The organism is Streptomyces sp. AP-93 (assembly GCF_022808175.1).
Classification (GTDB): domain Bacteria; phylum Actinomycetota; class Actinomycetes; order Streptomycetales; family Streptomycetaceae; genus Streptomyces.
In genome coordinates, this window is record NZ_JALGBX010000014.1 from 166,483 (window position 1) to 184,062 (window position 17,580).

Genomic DNA, 17,580 nt, shown 5'->3' on the forward strand with positions numbered 1-17,580 from the left:
CCTGCCCACCCCTCTCCGGAACGCGAGATTCATGACCGGCATCAGTGACGATGTACTGCTTGTCCACGGCGGAACCCCGCTCGAGGGCGAGATCCGTGTCCGCGGCGCGAAGAACCTCGTACCCAAGGCGATGGTCGCGGCCCTGCTCGGCAGTGAGCCCAGCCGGCTGCGCAACGTTCCCGACATCCGGGACGTCCGGGTCGTGCGCGGGCTGCTCCAGCTGCACGGGGTGACCGTCCGCCCCGGTGACGAACCGGGCGAGCTGGTGCTCGACCCCTCGCACGTCGAGAGCGCGAACGTCGCCGACATCGACGCGCACGCGGGCTCCTCGCGGATCCCGATCCTGTTCTGCGGCCCGCTGCTGCACCGCCTCGGCCACGCCTTCATCCCGGGCCTGGGCGGCTGCGACATCGGCGGCCGGCCGATCGACTTCCACTTCGAGGTGCTCCGCCAATTCGGCGCGACCATCGAGAAGCGCGAGGGCGGTCAGTACCTGGAGGCCCCGCAGCGCCTTCGCGGCTGCAAGATCCGCCTGCCCTACCCGTCGGTCGGCTCGACCGAGCAGGTGCTGCTGACGGCCGTCCTGGCCGAGGGCGTCACCGAGCTCAGCAACGCCGCCGTCGAACCGGAGATCGAGGACCTCATCTGCGTACTGCAGAAGATGGGCGCCATCATCTCCATGGACACCGACCGGACCATCCGGATCACCGGTGTCGACCGCCTCGGCGGCTACAACCACAAGGCGCTCCCGGACCGGCTGGAGGCCGCCTCCTGGGCGTCCGCGGCGCTGGCCACCGGCGGCAACATCTACGTGCGCGGCGCGCAGCAGCGTTCGATGATGACCTTCCTGAACACCTTCCGCCGGGTCGGCGGGGCGTTCGAGATCGACGACGACGGCATCCGCTTCTGGCACCCGGGCGGCCCGCTCAACGCCATCGCGCTGGAGACGGACGTCCACCCCGGTTTCCAGACCGACTGGCAGCAGCCGCTGGTCGTGGCGCTGACCCAGGCCACCGGCCTGTCGATCGTCCACGAGACGGTCTACGAATCCCGTCTGGGATTCACCTCCGCGCTCAACCAGATGGGTGCGCACATCCAGCTCTACCGGGAGTGCCTGGGCGGCAGCGCCTGCCGCTTCGGCCAGCGCAACTTCCTGCACTCGGCCGTCGTCTCGGGGCCCACCAAGCTCCAGGGCGCCGACCTGGTCATCCCCGACCTGCGCGGCGGGTTCTCGTACCTCATCGCGGCGCTCGCCGCCGAGGGCACCTCGCGGGTGCACGGCATCGACCTGATCAACCGGGGCTACGAGAACTTCATGGAGAAGCTCGTGGAACTGGGCGCCAAGGTCGAGCTGCCGGGCGGCGACCTCGTCTGACCGGGATCTGACCGGGGTCCGACCGGAGTCCGACCAGGTTGTGACCGTAGAGATCCACCCAGACCGTCCCAGAACGCCCCCACAGGCCCCGTACAGGGCCTGTGGGGGCGTTCTGGCTCCCGGGGCCCCCGACGCACCGGGGACGCCGAGAGGCGGCCACCCGGTGCCGGGTGGCCGCCTCTGGCGTACTACGTACTACTGCCGTCCCGGGGGCCTGTGCGGCCCTCGGCACAAGGGCGGACTACTTGCCCTTGGCGGCTTCCTTGAGCTTGGAGCCCGCGGAGACCTTCACGCTGTAGCCGGCCGGGATCTGGATGGGGTCGCCGGTCTGCGGGTTGCGCGCGGTGCGAGCGGCACGGTGGGTGCGCTCGAAGGTCAGGAAGCCGGGGATGGTGACCTTCTCGTCGCCCTTGGCGACAATCTCGCCGACGGTCTCGGCGAGCGCGGCCAGAACGGCGTCGGCGTCCTTGCGGGTCACCTCGGCGCGCTCGGACAGAGCGGCCACCAGCTCACTGCGGTTCATGTTGTACTCCCGTGTTCAACGTGCCTTAGAGGCGTGAGATCGAAGCCGATGCTGCCAGGGCCCTAGGACAGTCCCCGGACCCGGGTCTGACGTCAGACCCTCTCGCCCGGTTACGCATCCTGCCCCCACCACCGGCGGGAAAGCCAATCCGGCACCCGCCGGGGTCACACGAAAAGCGCCACAGTCACGCCGCGGTGACGCTCCGTCCGCACCGGAAGGCGTCCGGATGGTGTCCGGAATGCTTTCCGCAGACGCGGACCGCGGGCCACGCGGGCATCCCCGCAACCCTATGGGCGGCCCGGGGGGCCCGCATCCCGCGACGCGCCGGGGATCAGGCGGAGGTGGGCGGCGTCACAGCCGCGGAGGCCGCCTTGCGGACGGCTCCGGCGACCGCGCCCGCGACCTTGTCGTTGAAGACCGACGGGATGATGTAGTTCGCGTTCAGCTCGTCCTCGCCGACCACGTCGGCCAGGGCGCTCGCGGCGGCCAGCATCATGTCGGTGTTCACCGTGCGCGACTGGGCGTCCAGCAGGCCGCGGAAGACACCCGGGAAGACCAGCACGTTGTTGATCTGGTTCGGGAAGTCGGAGCGGCCGGTGGCCACGACGGCGGCGGTCTGGCGGGCGATCGCCGGGTCCACCTCGGGGTCCGGGTTCGCGAGCGCGAACACGATCGCGCCTTCCGCCATGGCGGCCACGTCCTCGCCGCTGAGGACGTTGGGGGCCGAGACGCCGATGAACACGTCGGCGCCGACCACGGCCTCCTTCAGGGTGCCCGTGTAGCCCTCGGGGTTGGTGTTGTCGGCGATCCAGCGCAGCGGGGAGTCCGCGGCCGCGTCGACGAGGTCGGGGCGGTCCGCGTGCACCACACCGTGGATGTCGGCGCTGACGGCGTTCTTGACCCCCGCGGCGAGGAGCAGCTTGAGGATGGCGGTACCGGCGGCGCCGGCGCCCGACATGACCACCTTGACGTCGCCAACGGCCTTGCCCACCACGCGCAGTGCGTTGGTGAGGGCGGCGAGGACCACGATGGCGGTGCCGTGCTGGTCGTCGTGGAAGACGGGGATGTCGAGGGCCTCGCGCAGCCGGGCTTCGATCTCGAAGCAGCGCGGCGCGGAGATGTCCTCCAGGTTGATGCCCGCGAAGCCCGGGGCGATCGCCTTGACGATGGCGACGATCTCGTCGGAATCCTGGGTGTCCAGGCAGATCGGCCAGGCGTCGATGCCGGCGAAGCGCTTGAAGAGGGCGGCCTTGCCTTCCATGACCGGCAGCGCGGCCATCGGGCCGATGTTGCCGAGGCCCAGCACGGCACTGCCGTCCGTCACGACTGCGACGGAGTTGCGCTTGATGGTCAGACGGCGGGCGTCCTCGGGGTTCTCGGCGATCGCCATGCACACCCGGGCCACGCCCGGGGTGTAGATCATCGAGAGGTCGTCGCGGTTGCGGATGGGGTGCTTCGACTGCATTTCGATCTTGCCGCCGAGGTGCATCAGGAAGGTGCGGTCGGAGACCTTGCCGAGGCTGACGCCCTCGATCCCGCGGAGCTTCTCGACGATCTCGTCGGCGTGCGCCGTGGACGTCGCGGCGATGGTGACGTCGATACGGAGCTTCTCGTGGCCGGATGCGGTCACGTCGAGGCCGATGACCGAGCCACCGGAGGACTCCACGGCGGTGGTGAGCTGGGAGACCGCGGTACCGCTCGCGGGCACTTCCAGGCGGACCGTCATCGAGTACGAGACGCTGGGCGCCGTTGCCATGGCCGTGTTCCTCTTCTGTCCCTGGTTCTTTTACACACAGGGTCCCGCGCTGCGCCGCCGAGAACATGGCAGGACGGGCAGGACCTGTTGTCCGATCGTCCCACCTACCAGCCGGTACAAGGTAACCAGCTACAAATTTCAGAAGAACTCTTCCACCATACGAGATAAGTGGTGCCTGGGGAATGGGTGGCCCGTACAAAAAAGGTCCGCGCCCTCCACTTGATGGAGGACGCGGACCTGGTGCTTCATACGTCTATGACACCGACCCGCCATGCTCGCCTCGCGGCAAGTGGTCGCTCTAGGCGACTAAGGTTGGGCCCGGGGGCTTGGATCGAGTCGGTGCCGTAACCCAGGCTAACAAAGGTTCGCCGGAAGCGATCCCCCCACCGGTGACCGGTTGCGGGGACCACACCCTTGGCCGCCGACCAACCAGCCCCATGACGAGCCCTAGGGCTGGAGCAGCGCCGCGACCCCCTCGGCGTCCGGGGCGTCCCGGTCGGTGGAGATCACCGTCAGCTGCTGCGTCGCACGGGTCAGGGCCACGTAGAGCACCCGCAGACCGGCCGGGGACTCGTCCGCGATCTCCGCCGGGGAGACGACCACCGTGGCGTCGTACTCCAGGCCCTTCGCCTCCAGGCTGCCCAGCGCGACCGCCCGCTCCCCCAGGTCCGCGAGCCAGCCCGCGGCCTCCGCCCGCCGGTCCATGGCCACGACCACGCCGACCGTGCCGTCCACCTGCTCCAGCAGCCGCCGGGTCTCCTCCACGACCGTGGAGCGCAGGTCCCCGGCCACCGCCGTGAAGCGCGGCCGCAGGCCCGTCGAGCGCACGGCCGTCGGCGGCTCCGTGCCCGGCGCCGCCAGCTTCAGCACCCGCGAGGCGACCTCGGCGACCTCGGCCGGGTTGCGGTAGTTCACCGTCAGGGTGAACTTGCGCCGCGGCCGCGTGCCCAGCGCCTCGTCGCGCGCGGCGGCCGCCTCCTCGGGATCGGTCCACGAGGACTGCGCCGGGTCTCCGACCACCGTCCACGTGCCGCCCCGGCCGCGGCGGCCGACCATCCGCCACTGCATCGGCGTCAGGTCCTGCGCCTCGTCGACGATGACGTGCGCGTACTCGGTGCGCTCCGCCGCGAGCCGCTCGGCCCGCTCCCACTGGGTCTCCTCGTGGGTGGGCATCAGCTCCTCCAGCCCGCTCAGCTGGTCCAGCGGGTCCATCTGGCGCTTCTTCTTGGGCCGCGCGGGCGCGCCCAGCAGCTGCTGGAGCTCGTCCAGCAGCGCCACGTCGTGCACCGACAGGGCGCCCTTGCCGTCCGGGCCCACCCGGCGCAGGGAGCGCGCCACCTGCCGGGTCTCGCGCGGGTTCAGGTCCCGGCGCGACCAGCGCGACAGGCGCCGCTCGTCCGCCATGGAGGCCAGCACCCCGCGCGGGGTCAGCTCGGGCCACCAGGCGTTCAGGAAGTCGATGAAGGCGTCCTCCGTCGAGATGTCCTCGTCGAAGGCGGAGCGCAGCTCGGCGGCGAGCTCCGGGTCGCTGTGCCGGCCGGCCCCGCCGGACTTGGAGTACAGCGCGTCCAGCAGGAGCTTGCGGGCGCGCGGGCGCAGCAGGTTGACCGGGGCCGTGCCGGACAGGACGTTCTGCCGGATCCGGTCGAGGTCGGGGGCCTCCAGCTCCTGGCGGCGCCCGAAGGCCACCACGCGCAGCCGGTCGGGGGCGGGGGCCCCGCCCTGGCCGCCGAACTCCAGTGCTCCCCGTACGGCCTTGCGCAGCACCTTCAGCATCCGGGACGAGCCCTTGACGCGTGCGGTGGAGGGGTCGTCGTACGTGGTCGCCTCGGCGCCGTCGACGAGCGAGCCGAGCGCCCGGATGGCGACCTGGCCCTCCTCGCCGAGGGAGGGCAGGACGCCCTCGGTGTAGGCGACCAGGAGCGGGGTCGGGGAGACGATCAGGATGCCGCCGGAGTAGCGCCGGCGGTCCTGGTAGAGCAGGTAGGCGGCGCGGTGCAGGGCGACGGCGGTCTTGCCGGTGCCCGGTCCGCCCGCGACCTCGGCGACCGAGGCGGCGGGCGCCCGGATGACGAGGTCCTGCTCGGCCTGGATGGAGGAGACGATGTCGCGCATCGAGTGGGTACGGGCCCGCCCGAGGGCGGCCATCAGGGCGCCGTCGCCGATGACGGGCAGCTCGTTCCCTTCGAGGAAGGCGGTCACCTCGGGGCGCATCAGGTCGTCCTCGACGCCGAGCACCTTGCGGCCCTTGGAGCGGATGACCCGGCGGCGCACGACGCGGCCGGGCTCCTTGGGGGTGGAGCGGTAGAACGGCGCGGCCGCGGGGGCGCGCCAGTCGATGACGAGCGGCGCGTAGTCGGAGTCGAGGACCCCGATGCGGCCGATGTGGAGCGTCTCGGCAATGTCGGCCGTGAGGTCGGTACGGATCGCGTCGTCGGCGGGCTCGACGGAGGTGAAGGCGCCGTCGGGGCCCCGCTCCCCGTCTTTGCCGAGGACCAGGTCGATGCGGCCGAACAGGAAGTCCTCGAACTCGTTGTTGAGACGGTTGAGGTGGATCCCGGCACGGAACACCTGCGCATCCCGCTCAGCGAGGGCGCCGGGCGTGCCGACCTGGCCACGCTTGGCGGCGTCGTTCATCAGGAACTCCGCCTCGTGGATCTTCTCCTCAAGGCGTCGGTACACGTGATCGAGATGCGTCTGCTCGACCGCGATCTCCCGATCGCGGACGGAATCCGCCGTGCTGTCGACAGCGGCATTCTGCGCGGCCACCAAGGCCCCTTTCTGACGTGCATGGGCAGCCGTCAACCGTACGCCAAGGGGCCCGTGTGCGCACGCCCCTTCCGGGACGGCTCGCGGATCAGGACGAAGATCACGCCCGGCGGGCGGCGCGGGCGGGGTCAGCCGGGGCGGGATTCCAGGACGCGCCGACGGTGCCGGGCCACGCGCTCGCGGTTGCCGCAGAGCTCGCTGGAGCACCAGCGGCGGCGGTGTCCGCGCGAGGTGTCGAGGTAGACCCGGGCGCAGCCGTCGCCCTCGCAGGCCCGCAGCAGCTCCCGTTCGCCGGGGTCGGTGAGCAGTTCGACGGCGTCCCGGGCCACGGCGGCGAGCAGTCCGGCGCATTCGACGCCGCCGCACAACTCCCGTACGAGGTGCCCTTCTTGGTCCTGCACTGCACACAGTCCCGGGGGTGGACCGGCGGCCGCCGCGTTGACCCGGGCCAGCGCGGCCCCGGGCGGCGCGGCTCCGGCGAGCTCGGCCCGTACGAGGCTCTCGACGTCGGCGCGCAGCACCCGGAAGGCCCGCACCCAGTCGTCCCCGACGCGGCTGAGCGGCGTCCGGTCGGGCACCAGCCCGGCTCCGGTGAGCCACAGCCGCAGCCCGTCCCCGTCCCGGATGCCCTCGGCGCCCTCAGCGCCCTCTGTGCCTTCAGCGCCTCCGGGGTTCCGGCGGGGCGCGAAAGTCGCCACCAGGTCCAGGCAGACCCGCCCGGAGTCGAACCACATACCCGTCACCGCCTCCCTGTCGGGGCGTGCCCCCAGAGTGCCCGTCCCGCGGGCCGGCGGCTAGAGGGCGGGCGGCTAGAAGGCGGGCGGGTCGTCGCCCAGCAGCCGCTGGAAGAGGCGGTGGTCCTGCCAGTCCCCGCCGACGTGCAGGTAGCGGGGCGCGAGCCCGTACTGCTCGAAGCCCACCTTCGCGAGCACCCGCTGCGAGGCCAGGTTCCCGACCCGGGTCCCCGCCTCGACCCGGTGCAGCCCGACCTCGTCGCGGGCGATCCGGCAGAGCTCCTCCAGCGCCGCGGTGGCCACCCCCTTGCCGGCCCAGGCCTGGTCCACCCAATAGCCGATGCCGCCGCTGCACAGCGGCCCGAGCGCGATGGACCCGAGGTTGATCGCCCCGATCGGCACCCCGCCCCCGATCAGCACGTACGGCCGCACCCGCCCTCCGTCCCGGTCCTCGAGCAGCGCCTCGATGCGCTCCAGCTGCCCGGCCTCGGTGTAGAAGCCCGCGGCCCGCAGGGGCTCGTAGGGGGCCATGTACGCCCGGTTCCGGTCCAGCACCTCGGCGAGCCCGGCGGCGTCCGCCCCCCGGATCTCCCTCATCTCCACACCGTCAATGATCATCCGGGCACGCTAACGGATTACCGGGCCGCCCCCCAGTCCCTTCCGCCATGCTTGTAGGGAGCGGATGTCCCACACCACAGGAGGGCGTGTGCCGGCCACCCGGATTGACCTTGACGACGAGACCCTTGCCGCAGCGATGCGGCTGTCGGGCGCCCGGACGAAGGACGAGGCGGTCAACCTCGCGCTGCGCGAGTACGTCGAGCGCCGCCGCCGCGCCGGGGCCCGCATCCACTACCTCCATGCAGCCCAGGGCTGGGACGAGGAGAGCTTCTGGCGTCAGCACGCGGCGGAGAAGGGCACCGTCTGATCGCCGCCGTGGCGGGCCCGCTGCCGGAGGTCCGGGACCACGACCTGCACCGGACACTCCGCCGAGCCGAAGCCTCAGGCGTCCGCGTACTTCGTCTCGGCGGCCATGTCCAGCGACAGCCGGTAGCCGCGCTTGACGACGGTCTGGATGAGGTTCGGGGCGCCCAGGGACACGCGCAGGCGGGCCATCGCCGTTTCCACCGCGTGCTCGTCGCGGCCCGCGCCGGGCAGGACGCGCAGGAGTTCGGAGCGGGCCACGACCCAGCCCGGGCGCCGGGACAGGGCCTTGAGCAGGGCCATGCCGGCCGGCGGGACGGGGCGCAGCTCCGTGTCGACGAGGACCGCGTGGCCGCGCAGCTCCAGCCGGTGTCCGGCCACCGGGAGCACGCGGGCCCGGCCGGGGAGTTCCTGGCACAGGAGCTGCACGAGGGGTCCGAGCCGGAAGCGCTCGGGCTGCACCGTGGGCACCCCTTCCGCCTGCAGGGGCAGGGCCGTCACCGGTCCCACGCACGCGGAGAGGATCGACCCGCCGGTCAGTGCCGCGAGCACGGGTTCCCGTACGCCCCGCTCCGCGGCCCGGGTCAGCAGGGAGGCCGCCGCCGGCGCGGAGGTGAAGCTCACCGCGTCCACCCCGCCCGCGGCCACCGCGTCGAGCAGCCGGTCCAGCGGCCCGAGGTCCTCCGGCGCCATCCACCGGTAGACGGGTACGCCGACCACCTCGGCCCCGCCCGCCCGCAGGGCTTCGATGAACCCGGGCAGCGGTTCCCCGTGCAGCTGGAGGGCGATGCGCCGGCCGGCCACCCCGGCCGAGAGCAGCCGGTCCAGTACCTCGGCGAGCGATTCCGACCGGGGGGACCAGGTCTCGACGAGCCCGGCGGCCCGGATCGCCCCCTTCACCTTCGGTCCGCGCGCCAGCAGTTCGGTGTCCCGCAGCCGCCCGAGCAGTTCCTCGCCGAGCCCCCACCCGTCGGCGGCCTCGATCCAGCCGCGGAAGCCGATGGCGGTGGTCGCCACCACCACGTCGGGCGCGCAGCCGATCAGTTCCTTCGTGGCGGACAGCAGTTCGGCGTCGTCGGCGAGCGGCACGATCCGCAGCGCGGGCGCGTGCAGCACGGTGGCCCCGCGGCGGCGCAGCAGGGCGATGAGCTCGTCGGCCCGCCGGGCGGCGGTGACCCCGACGGTGAATCCGGCGAGCGGGCCGGCCGGCGGACCGGTGTGGGTGTCGTGCATGGTGACCTGCCTCGCGCAGTGGTCGGGTCCGGTGTCGGGGTCCGATATCGGGGTCCGGTGTCGCGTTCACACGCACTCGTGAGGTTCGCGTGAACCGAGCCTGCCCTGGGGGCGTATCAGGCTCGGTTCACGCGTATTTCGTCGCCGTTAACCGGCGTGTGCCCCCCGTTACACCGAGGTGAGCTGCGGCTTCGCCTCCGCCCCGGCCGTGGGGATCTTCACCTGGGCGGGCCGGCGAAGGTATACCGCCCAGGTGACGGCGCAGCACACCGCGTAGAAGCCGAGGAAGGTCACGAAGGCCGCCGTGCCCGAGCCGGAGCTCAGGAAGGCCTCCCGGAAGACCAGGTTGATGCCGAGCCCGCCGAGCGCGCCGACCGCGCCGATGAGCCCCATGGAGGCGCCGGACAGCCGTCGCCCGTACGCGGCCGCGTCCTCGCCGCTCATCCCGCGGGCCAGCGCCTTCGCCTGGAAGATGCCCGGGATCATCTTGTAGGTGGAGCCGTTGCCGAGCCCGCTGAGGACGAACAGCCCCACGAAGCCGACGAGGAACACCGGCAGGGATTCCCGTACGGAGGCCAGGATCACCACTCCGGTCGCCGCCGCCATCGACACGAAGGTGCCGAGCGTGATCCACGCGCCGCCGAAGCGGTCCGCGAGGGCCCCGCCGACGGGCCGGATCAGGGAGCCGAGCAGCGGTCCGATGAAGGTGAGCGAGGCCGCCTGGAGCGGGGTGCGGCCGAACTGCGTCTGGAGCACCAGCCCGAAGGCGAAGCTGTAGCCGATGAAGGAGCCGAAGGTGCCGATGTACAGGAACGCCATGATCCAGGTGTGCCCGTCGCGGGCCGCGTCGCGGACGGCTCCGGTGTCGTTGCGCACAGGCGCCAGGTTGTCCATCCGCACGGCTGCGAGCACCGCCGCGATCACGATCAGCGGGATGTAGGCGCCGAGCAGCAGCCGCGGGTGGCCGGCCCCGGCCGTGCCGATGACCAGCAGGGCGGCGAGCTGGACGACGGGGACGCCGATGTTGCCGCCGCCCGCGTTGAGGCCGAGCGCCCAGCCCTTCTTGCGCAGTGGGAAGAAGGCGTTGATGTTCGTCATCGACGAGGCGAAGTTCCCGCCGCCGACCCCGGTCAGCGCGGCCACCAGCAGGAACGTGTTGTACGAGGTCCCGGGCTCCATCACCAGCCAGGCGGCGACCGTCGGCGCGAGCAGCAGCAGGGCGCTGACGACCGTCCAGTTGCGGCCGCCGAAGCGGGCCACGGCGAAGGTGTAGGGCACTCGGACCAGGGCGCCCACGCAGGTGGCGGTGGCGATGAGGAAGAACTTCCCGGCGGGGTCGATCCCGTACTGCGGGCCCATGAAGAGCACCATCACGGACCACAGGGACCAGATCGAGAACCCGATGTGCTCGGAGAGCACCGAGTAGATCAGGTTGCGGCGGGCGGTCTTCTCACCCGTCTCCCGCCAGAAGGTCTCGTCCTCGGGGTCCCACCGCTCGATCCAGCGGCCACCCTTGCGCGGTGCGGTCGTACTGGTCATCACACGCCTCCACAGCTGCTGCGATCACGTCGCGCTCGTCGCGCTCGTCGGCCTTGCCGCGCTCGTCGGCCTGGTCGGGCTCGCCGCGTCTCGTCCGTGGTGACGACCGTAGGAACGGCTCGTTTCAGCCCCGGTCCCCGCCGGATGACCGGCGGGAAACCTTGCACTCACCCGACGCCCGGGCCGGGTGTGAGCGCGGGCAGCCAGCTGTCCGGGGGCACCTCCAGCCAGCCGCGCCCGGCCCCGAGCTCCGCGGCGGCGCGGCGCAGCGCGTCGAGCCCGGGATGGCTCATTCCCTTCCGCCACACCATCGAGAGCGGCGACAGCGGCACCGGGGCGGTCAGCGGCCGTTTGACGCAGCCGGGCATGTCCACGAAGCCCACCGTGGCGAGGACCGGACGGCCCGTCTTGACCATGACCCGGCGGAACTCCTCCTTGCCCACCGCCACCGGCGCGGGCGGCGCCGGCTCGATGCCCCGCCCGGCGAACAGCTCGCGCGCCAGCCCGGTCCACTCCAGCGTCCGCGGGTTCCCGGCCCCGGTGTACACCGTCTCGCCGCGCAGCGCGTCCAGCGGTACGGCGTCCAGCGCGGCCAGCGCGTGCCCCTCGGGCAGCAGCACGGCGAGCGGCTCGTACCGTACGGGCGTCCGCGCGAGGCGGGCCCGCAGCGCCGGGTCGAGGCCGTCGGCGTACCCGAAGGAGACGTCGAGGCGGCCCGCGGCGATCTCGGCGGCGGCGTGGGTGAGCCCGGACTCGAAGCGGGCCATCAGCTCGCAGTCGGGGGCGAGTTCGCGAGCCCGGTCCAGGACGGTGCGGGCGGTGCCGGGGCCGTCGGTGTTGAGGTCGACGAGCAGCGGCCGGGGCCCCGCGAACACCCCGGCCAGCTCCTCGTGCGCCCGCAGCACGCCCCGGGCCAGGGGCAGCAGCCGCTCCCCGTCCGGGGTCAGCTCCACGGCGCGGGTGGTGCGGACGAAGAGGGCCGCGCCCAGGGTCTGTTCGAGCCGGCGCACGTCCCGGCTGAGGGCCTGCTGGGCCACGTAGAGCCGGGCGGCGGCACGGGTGAAGTGCAGTTCCTCGGCGACGGCGAGGAAGGCGCGCAGCAGGCGGGGTTCCACGTCTCGGGGCGTCACCCGGGGAGACTAACAACGCAGAGCGGTGAATCGGTCCCGAACAGGTGTTGGACCGCTCGCAGCCCCCGGCCCGAGCCTTGATCCATGCCCACCACCCCGCCGTCCACCGGCCCGGTCGCCGCCGGCCCGCCGTCTGCCACCCCGCCGTCCGCCGGCCCGTCCGCCGGCCCCGTCCCGGGCACCCCGCCGTCTGCCACCCCGTCCACCGGCCCCGTCGCCGCCACCCCGCCGGTCGCCCGGTCCGGCGGCGCCGCGCGCCGCGCCGCCCCGGCCGCGCGCGGCCCGCTCATGGCCGTCTCCGGCACCACGCTGGTGCTCGTCGCCGCCCCGGCGCGGCGGGAGCACCCGGCTCGAGCGGCGCAGCCGACCCGCGCCCCGGGCCCGTACCGCCGGCTGTTCGCGCTCCCCGGCACCCGCGGGTTCACCGCCGGGAACCTCATCGCCCGGCTCCCCATGGGCATGTTCGGCGTCAGCGCCGTCATGATGATCGCCGGGCAGCGCGGCTCGTACGCCCTCGCCGGCGCGGTCGTGGCGGTGGGTCTGGCCGCCACCGCCCTCGTGGCGCCCTGGACGGCCCGGCTGGTCGACCGGCACGGGCAGGCCCGGGTCGCCGTGCCCGCCACCCTGATCGCGGTCCTCGGCTCGCTCTCCCTGATCGCGTGCGTCCGTACCGGGGCCCCCGCGTGGACCCTCTTCGCCTCCTACGCCGCCACCGCGACCACCCCCAACATCGGCGGCATGTCCCGCGCCCGCTGGACCCACCTGCTGCGGGCCGACCCGGCCTCCCGGCACACCGCGATGTCCTTCGAGCAGGCCGCGGACGAACTGGCGTACATGCTCGGGCCGGTGGCCGCCGCATTCCTGTGCACCGCCGCCTTCCCGGAGGCGGGGACCCTCGCCGGGGCCGTACTGCTCCTCGCCGGGATGCTGGTCTTCACGGCCCACCGCGCCACCGAGCCGCCGCCGGCGCCCGCCGTCCGGGGGCCGTCCCCGCTCCGCGCCCTGGGAGGGATGCTGCCGCTCTTCCTCGCCCTCGGCGCGATGTTCGGCTCCATGGAGATCACCTCCATCGCCCACCTCGGCGCCCACGGCCTCGGCGCGCTCTCGGGCCCGGTCCTCGCCCTCCAGGCGGCCGGTTCCTTCGCGGCAGGCCTGCTCTACGGCACCCTGCGCCCGCGCACGCTCCCCGCCTGCCTCGGCGTCCTGGGCTTCGCCATGACCCTGCCGCTGGCGGCGGCGGCCACCGGCTCCCTCCTCCCCCTGGCCGCCGCCCTGCTGCTGGCCGGCATGGCCACGGCCCCGGTCATGGTCACCGCGATGTCCCGGGTCCACGCCGTGACCCCGCCGGGCCGCCTCAACGAGGGCATGACCCTCGCCGTCACCGCCCTCTTCGCGGGCATCGCGGCGGGCTCGGCGACGGCCGGCTCCGCGATCGACCACCTCGGCACGACCGCCCCGTACGCCCTCCCGGCGGCGGCGGCGCTCCTGGCCCTGCTCCTGGGCGCGACAGCAACGGTACGAGCTTGGGGCGCGAGCTCGGCAGGATAGACCGTAGCGTCGGCGACCGCTTGGGCGAGGCGAGCCGTTCCGAGCTGGGATCCCTCAACGGGATACCTTTAGGGATACCTTCCGGGTATGCTGCGCGTATGGCTACAGCGATCACCACCATGAAAGTCCCCGTGGACCTCCGCGACAGGATCAGCGAGGTAGCAGCCGAAATAGGCGGGACGATGGCTTCCGCCCTGGAACGCCTCCTCGACGACCACCGCCGCCAGCGCATCCTCGACCAGTACACCCGCCTCCAGGCCGACCCGGACGCGTGGTCCGACTACATGGCCGAGTTGGGCGAGTGGGACGGTCTCGCAGGCGACGGCCTCTCCGGCGACTCCTGGGAGGCCGGTAAGTGAGTCGCCTCGCACGCCCCTGGCAGGTCTGGTACGCCGATCTCTCCCCTGTAATCGGCAGCGAACAGGCAGGCCGCCGCCCGGTCCTCGTCGTCGCCTCCCCCACGCACGCGGCCTTCCCGATCCCCATGACGATCATCGTGCCGCTCACCACCAAGACCCGGGGCCTGGACCACCACGTGCCCATCAACTCACCCGAATCCGGTCTCGACCGGCCGAGCTGGGCCCGCACCGACGACATCCGCTCCATCTCCGAGCAACGACTCGTCGGCCACACCCCCCTCGGCGTCGTCAGTGACAAGGAACGCAACGAGGTCCGCCTCTACTTGCGACTCATGCTCGACCTCTGACCCCTGACATGAACGACACGCGAAAGACCCCCCGCCCTGGCGATGTTCTCGCAGGTCAGAGGGTCTTTGCTCAACATGGGGTGGTGGAGATGGCGGGAATCGAACCCGCGTCCAACGGTGCAGAAGTAGGGCTTCTCCGAGCGCATTCCGCTGCGCTTTTCTCAGCCCCGGAGATCACACGGACAAGTCTCCGACGGGCTCAGTCACTGTTTGATTTCCCTCTATCCCCCGTGACCGGAGTTAGAGGTTTAGATCCCTAGTTGACGCCAGGATCCGGACCGGGACCACTTCCGGGCTGACGCTCCTCACAGAGGCTTCAGCTCACTGTTATTAGGCAGCGAGGGTGAAGCGGGAGTTATCGCTCTTGGAGTTGGCGATTATTGTTTGCGACATATGGTTAACGAGATCATTGCCGCTTTCTCGGCTCGCTTCCCCTACATCGACATCCGCTGTCGAAACCGATCATCCCCATGTTTCACGCTGTTCAGTTATGAAATCCAGCCGGCGCTCTCCATGCGTCCCGCCAGACCGGCACCACCCGCAAGCGCGTGGTGCTGACGCCATGGTACGCGAAGTGGACCACGGTGTGCCAGGAGGTTAAAGCCGGCCGCGCTCCTTGCGCTTCACGGCCGAGATCACCCGGTTCGTCTCGCGCGTGTCCTGCTTCTCGCGCAGCGCCTGCCGCTTGTCGTACTCCTTCTTGCCCTTCGCCAGCGCGATCTCGATCTTCGCCCGGCCGTCCTTGAAGTACAGGGCGAGCGGCACGATCGTGTTGCCCGTCTCCCCCGTCTTCGAGTCCAGCTTGTCGATCTCCTCGCGGTGCAGGAGGAGCTTGCGCTTGCGCCGCGCGCTGTGGTTCGTCCAGGTGCCCTGGCTGTACTCCGGCACGTGCACGTTGTAGAGCCAGGCCTCGCCGCTCTCCACCGACACGAAGCCGTCCACCAGCGAGGCACGGCCCTGACGCAGGGACTTGACCTCGGTACCCGTGAGCACGAGGCCGCACTCGTAGGTGTCGATGATCGTGTAGTCGTGCCGCGCCTTCTTGTTCTGGGCGATCAGCTTGCGCCCTGTTTCCTTAGCCATAGTGCGGCCATTTTCGCACTACGGACCCACTCCGATGCCACTCAATACCGTGCGGGCCCGTTCCTCGACCCGGTCCGCCGCCGCCAGGTCCGGGGTGATGCCCGCGCCGTCCAGGCTGCGGCCCCCCGGAGTGCGGTACGTACCCACCGTCAGCTCCGCCACCGATCCGTCCGGCAGCTCCGTGGGCATCTGCACCGAGCCCTTGCCGAAGGTGCGGGTGCCGACCGCCACCGCGCGGCCGCGGTCCTGGAGGGCGCCGGTGACCAGCTCGGCCGCGCTCATCGTGCCGCCGTCGATCAGCGCGACCAGCGGCCGGGCCGTATCGCCGCCCGGGGTCGCGTAGAGGGCGCGCTGTTCGCCGCGTACGTCGTACGTCGCCACCAGCCCGCCGTCCAGGAAGGCGGATGCGGCCGTCACGGCCTCGGTGACCAGGCCGCCGGTGTTGCCGCGCAGGTCGAGCATGACCCCGCCGCCGGGCGGGGCCGCGCGGACCGCGGAGCGGACCCGGTCGCCGGAACCCCGGGTGAAGGAGGCGACCTTGATGACCGTGATCCCGCCGGGCAGTTCGCGTACGGTCACCGGCTCGCTGCGCAGCTGCTCGCGCCGCACGGTCTCCGTGAGGTCGGTCCCGCCGCGGGTCAGCTTCAGGACCACGGGGGTGCCGGCCTCGCCGCGCAGCAGGGCCACCACCTCGGCCACCCTGAGCCCGGTCACGCCCTGCCCGTCGACGCTGAGCAGCCGGTCCCCGGCGCGCATCCCGGCCCGCGCCGCGGGGCTGCCGGGCTGGACCCGGTCGATCTCGATGCGGCCGTCGCGCAGCCGCCCGGCCCACAGGCCGACGCCCGTCCAGTGGCCGTCCAGGTCGTCGGCGAAGGCCTCGTACTCGCCCTGGTCGTACACCGCGGCCCAGCGGTCCCCGCTGCGGCTGACGACGTCCTGGGCCGCCGACTTGGCGGACTTGCCCTCGGCGACGGCCTCGGCGGCCGCACGGGCCACGGCGTCCCGGTCGGCGGTGCCCGCTTCGCGGTCCGGCGGCGCCGGTGCCCGCGGCCCGGGCACGGCCCCGGGTGCGGCCTCGGTCTCGGTCTCGGAGGGCTCCGTACGCGCCACCAGGGCGGCGGCGTCCGTGGATCGCCCGGGGCCGGAGTGGTCCCAGCTCCCGGTGCACGCACCGGCTCCCACGGCGGCGAGGAAGGCCAACGTCAAAACGGCCCCGCGACGCACGTCGCGGGGCCGGAGACAGAAGGCGGGCAGTCCCGGCATGGCGCCGAGTCTAGGACAAGGCCCGCGGCGGTACGGGTGGTTGGCCGTACCGCTCGCGGGGCACTCGTCACACCTTCAGGTACTTGCGCAACGCGATGAAGGCGGCCAGCGAGGGCATCAGCACACCGATCACGAGCACCAGCGGCAGCTTGGTCAGGACCGAGTCCCAGCCGATGAAGTTGATGAGCTCCATCTTGTCGCGCAGCGCGGCGCCGTGGTCGATCACGAAGTACTGGCCGGCGCCGAGCATCCCGCAGGCGAGCAGCGCACCGATCAGGCCGGCGAAGGCCGCCTCCATGATGAACGGCACCTGGATGTAGAAGCTCGAGGCGCCCACCAGGCGCATGATCCCGGTTTCCCGCCGACGGCTGAAGGCCGAAACGCGCACCGTGTTGACGATCAGCAGCAGCGCCACCACCAGCATGATCAGCATGATGCCGAGGGCGGCGATGTTGAGGTAGCCGAGGAGTCTGAAGAGGTTGTCCAGCACGGTGCGCTGGTCCTCCACCGACTGGACTCCGTCGCGCCCCGAGAAGGAGGTCGTGATGACCTTGTACTTCTCCGGCTGCTTGAGCTTCACCCGGAAGGATTCGGGCATCTGGTCCGGGGTGATGGACGCGGCCAGGGCGGTGTGCCCGAACTGCTCCTTGTAGTGCTTGAAGGCCTCGTCGGAGGACTCGTACGTGACGGCCTCGACGAGGTCCATGCCCTTGAGCTCGGTCTCCAGGGCCTGCTTCTGCTCCGGGGTCACCGCGCCCTTGGAGCAGGAGGCCCCGTTGGTCGCCTCGGCGTCGTTCTTGTTGCAGAGGTAGATGGAGACGTTGACCTTGTCGTACCAGTACCCCTTCATCTTGCTCACCTGGTCGCGCATGAGCAGGGAACCGCCGAACAGGGCCAGCGACAGGGACACGGAGATGATGACCGCGAAGGTCATGGTCAGATTGCGGCGGAGACCGACCCCGATCTCCGACATGACGAACTGGGCGCGCATCGCGTCTCA

The 17,580-nt window shown here is 71.9% G+C and carries 16 protein-coding genes and 1 other RNA gene; 5 read left to right on the forward strand and 12 right to left on the reverse strand.

Going from position 1 to position 17,580, the window contains the following annotated elements; translation table 11 throughout:
* Positions 1–31: 31 nt before the first annotated feature.
* On the forward strand, positions 32–1,375 hold the full coding sequence (gene murA / locus MTF69_RS23550) for a UDP-N-acetylglucosamine 1-carboxyvinyltransferase (RefSeq protein WP_243337326.1): 1,344 nt from the start codon (positions 32–34) through the stop codon (positions 1,373–1,375).
* A gap of 241 nt (positions 1,376–1,616) precedes the next feature.
* On the opposite strand, the gene MTF69_RS23555 is transcribed toward murA, so the two are convergent.
* From MTF69_RS23555 to MTF69_RS23575, 5 genes are all read right to left on the reverse strand, one after another.
* Positions 1,617–1,898, reverse strand: a complete 282-nt coding sequence (locus MTF69_RS23555; protein ID WP_007264399.1) for an HU family DNA-binding protein — start codon at positions 1,896–1,898, stop codon at positions 1,617–1,619.
* Between the two features lie 331 nt (positions 1,899–2,229).
* On the reverse strand, positions 2,230–3,654 hold the full coding sequence (locus MTF69_RS23560; protein WP_243337328.1) for an NAD-dependent malic enzyme: 1,425 nt from the start codon (positions 3,652–3,654) through the stop codon (positions 2,230–2,232).
* A gap of 447 nt (positions 3,655–4,101) precedes the next feature.
* Positions 4,102–6,423 (reverse strand): UvrD-helicase domain-containing protein, encoded by a 2,322-nt coding sequence (locus tag MTF69_RS23565; RefSeq protein WP_243337331.1) that lies wholly within the window; start codon positions 6,421–6,423, stop codon positions 4,102–4,104.
* A 128-nt stretch (positions 6,424–6,551) separates the two neighbouring features.
* Positions 6,552–7,157, reverse strand: coding sequence for an ABATE domain-containing protein (locus MTF69_RS23570; protein ID WP_243337459.1), 606 nt, complete (start codon positions 7,155–7,157; stop codon positions 6,552–6,554).
* 75 nt (positions 7,158–7,232) lie between these two features.
* A complete protein-coding gene (locus tag MTF69_RS23575) occupies positions 7,233–7,775 on the reverse strand; it encodes a GNAT family N-acetyltransferase (RefSeq protein ID WP_243337333.1) in 543 nt (180 codons plus the stop codon).
* A gap of 88 nt (positions 7,776–7,863) precedes the next feature.
* On the opposite strand from MTF69_RS23575, the gene MTF69_RS23580 reads away from it, so the two are divergent.
* A complete protein-coding gene (locus MTF69_RS23580; protein ID WP_243337339.1) occupies positions 7,864–8,082 on the forward strand; it encodes a type II toxin-antitoxin system VapB family antitoxin in 219 nt (72 codons plus the stop codon).
* A 74-nt stretch (positions 8,083–8,156) separates the two neighbouring features.
* Here MTF69_RS23580 and MTF69_RS23585 read toward each other — a convergent pair whose 3' ends face one another.
* From MTF69_RS23585 to MTF69_RS23595, 3 genes are all read right to left on the reverse strand, one after another.
* Positions 8,157–9,311, reverse strand: coding sequence for a uroporphyrinogen-III synthase (locus MTF69_RS23585; RefSeq protein ID WP_243337340.1), 1,155 nt, complete (start codon positions 9,309–9,311; stop codon positions 8,157–8,159).
* 168 nt (positions 9,312–9,479) lie between these two features.
* The gene (locus MTF69_RS23590) at positions 9,480–10,850 is read right to left on the reverse strand and encodes a NarK/NasA family nitrate transporter (RefSeq protein ID WP_243337342.1); all 1,371 of its coding nucleotides are present in this window, start codon (positions 10,848–10,850) and stop codon (positions 9,480–9,482) included.
* A 167-nt stretch (positions 10,851–11,017) separates the two neighbouring features.
* Complete coding sequence (locus MTF69_RS23595) at positions 11,018–11,980, reverse strand: LysR family transcriptional regulator (protein WP_243337343.1); 963 nt, start codon at positions 11,978–11,980, stop codon at positions 11,018–11,020.
* Positions 11,981–12,268: 288 nt separating this feature from the next.
* Here MTF69_RS23595 and MTF69_RS23600 point away from each other — a divergent pair, with 288 nt between their 5' ends.
* The 3 genes from MTF69_RS23600 (at position 12,269) to MTF69_RS23610 (ending at position 14,234) form a co-directional block, all read left to right on the forward strand.
* On the forward strand, positions 12,269–13,528 hold the full coding sequence (locus tag MTF69_RS23600; protein ID WP_374323645.1) for an MFS transporter: 1,260 nt from the start codon (positions 12,269–12,271) through the stop codon (positions 13,526–13,528).
* Positions 13,529–13,626: 98 nt separating this feature from the next.
* Entirely contained in the window at positions 13,627–13,887 is a 261-nt protein-coding gene (locus MTF69_RS23605) for a hypothetical protein (RefSeq protein WP_243337347.1), read from the forward strand.
* The gene (locus MTF69_RS23610) at positions 13,884–14,234 is read left to right on the forward strand and encodes a type II toxin-antitoxin system PemK/MazF family toxin (RefSeq protein WP_243337349.1); all 351 of its coding nucleotides are present in this window, start codon (positions 13,884–13,886) and stop codon (positions 14,232–14,234) included. Before MTF69_RS23605 ends, MTF69_RS23610 begins: the two co-directional genes overlap by 4 nt.
* An 81-nt stretch (positions 14,235–14,315) precedes the next feature.
* On the opposite strand, the gene ssrA is transcribed toward MTF69_RS23610, so the two are convergent.
* From ssrA to ftsX, 4 genes are all read right to left on the reverse strand, one after another.
* Positions 14,316–14,704, reverse strand: a transfer-messenger RNA (tmRNA) gene (gene ssrA, locus MTF69_RS23615).
* A gap of 127 nt (positions 14,705–14,831) precedes the next feature.
* Positions 14,832–15,317, reverse strand: a complete 486-nt coding sequence (gene smpB / locus MTF69_RS23620) for an SsrA-binding protein SmpB (protein ID WP_243337352.1) — start codon at positions 15,315–15,317, stop codon at positions 14,832–14,834.
* 18 nt (positions 15,318–15,335) lie between these two features.
* Entirely contained in the window at positions 15,336–16,580 is a 1,245-nt protein-coding gene (locus tag MTF69_RS23625; RefSeq protein WP_243337355.1) for a S41 family peptidase, read from the reverse strand.
* 67 nt (positions 16,581–16,647) lie between these two features.
* Positions 16,648–17,571 carry a permease-like cell division protein FtsX gene (gene ftsX, locus MTF69_RS23630; RefSeq protein WP_243337358.1) on the reverse strand — a complete coding sequence of 308 codons (924 nt, stop codon included), beginning with the start codon at positions 17,569–17,571 and terminating at the stop codon, positions 16,648–16,650.
* Positions 17,572–17,580 lie beyond the last annotated feature (9 nt).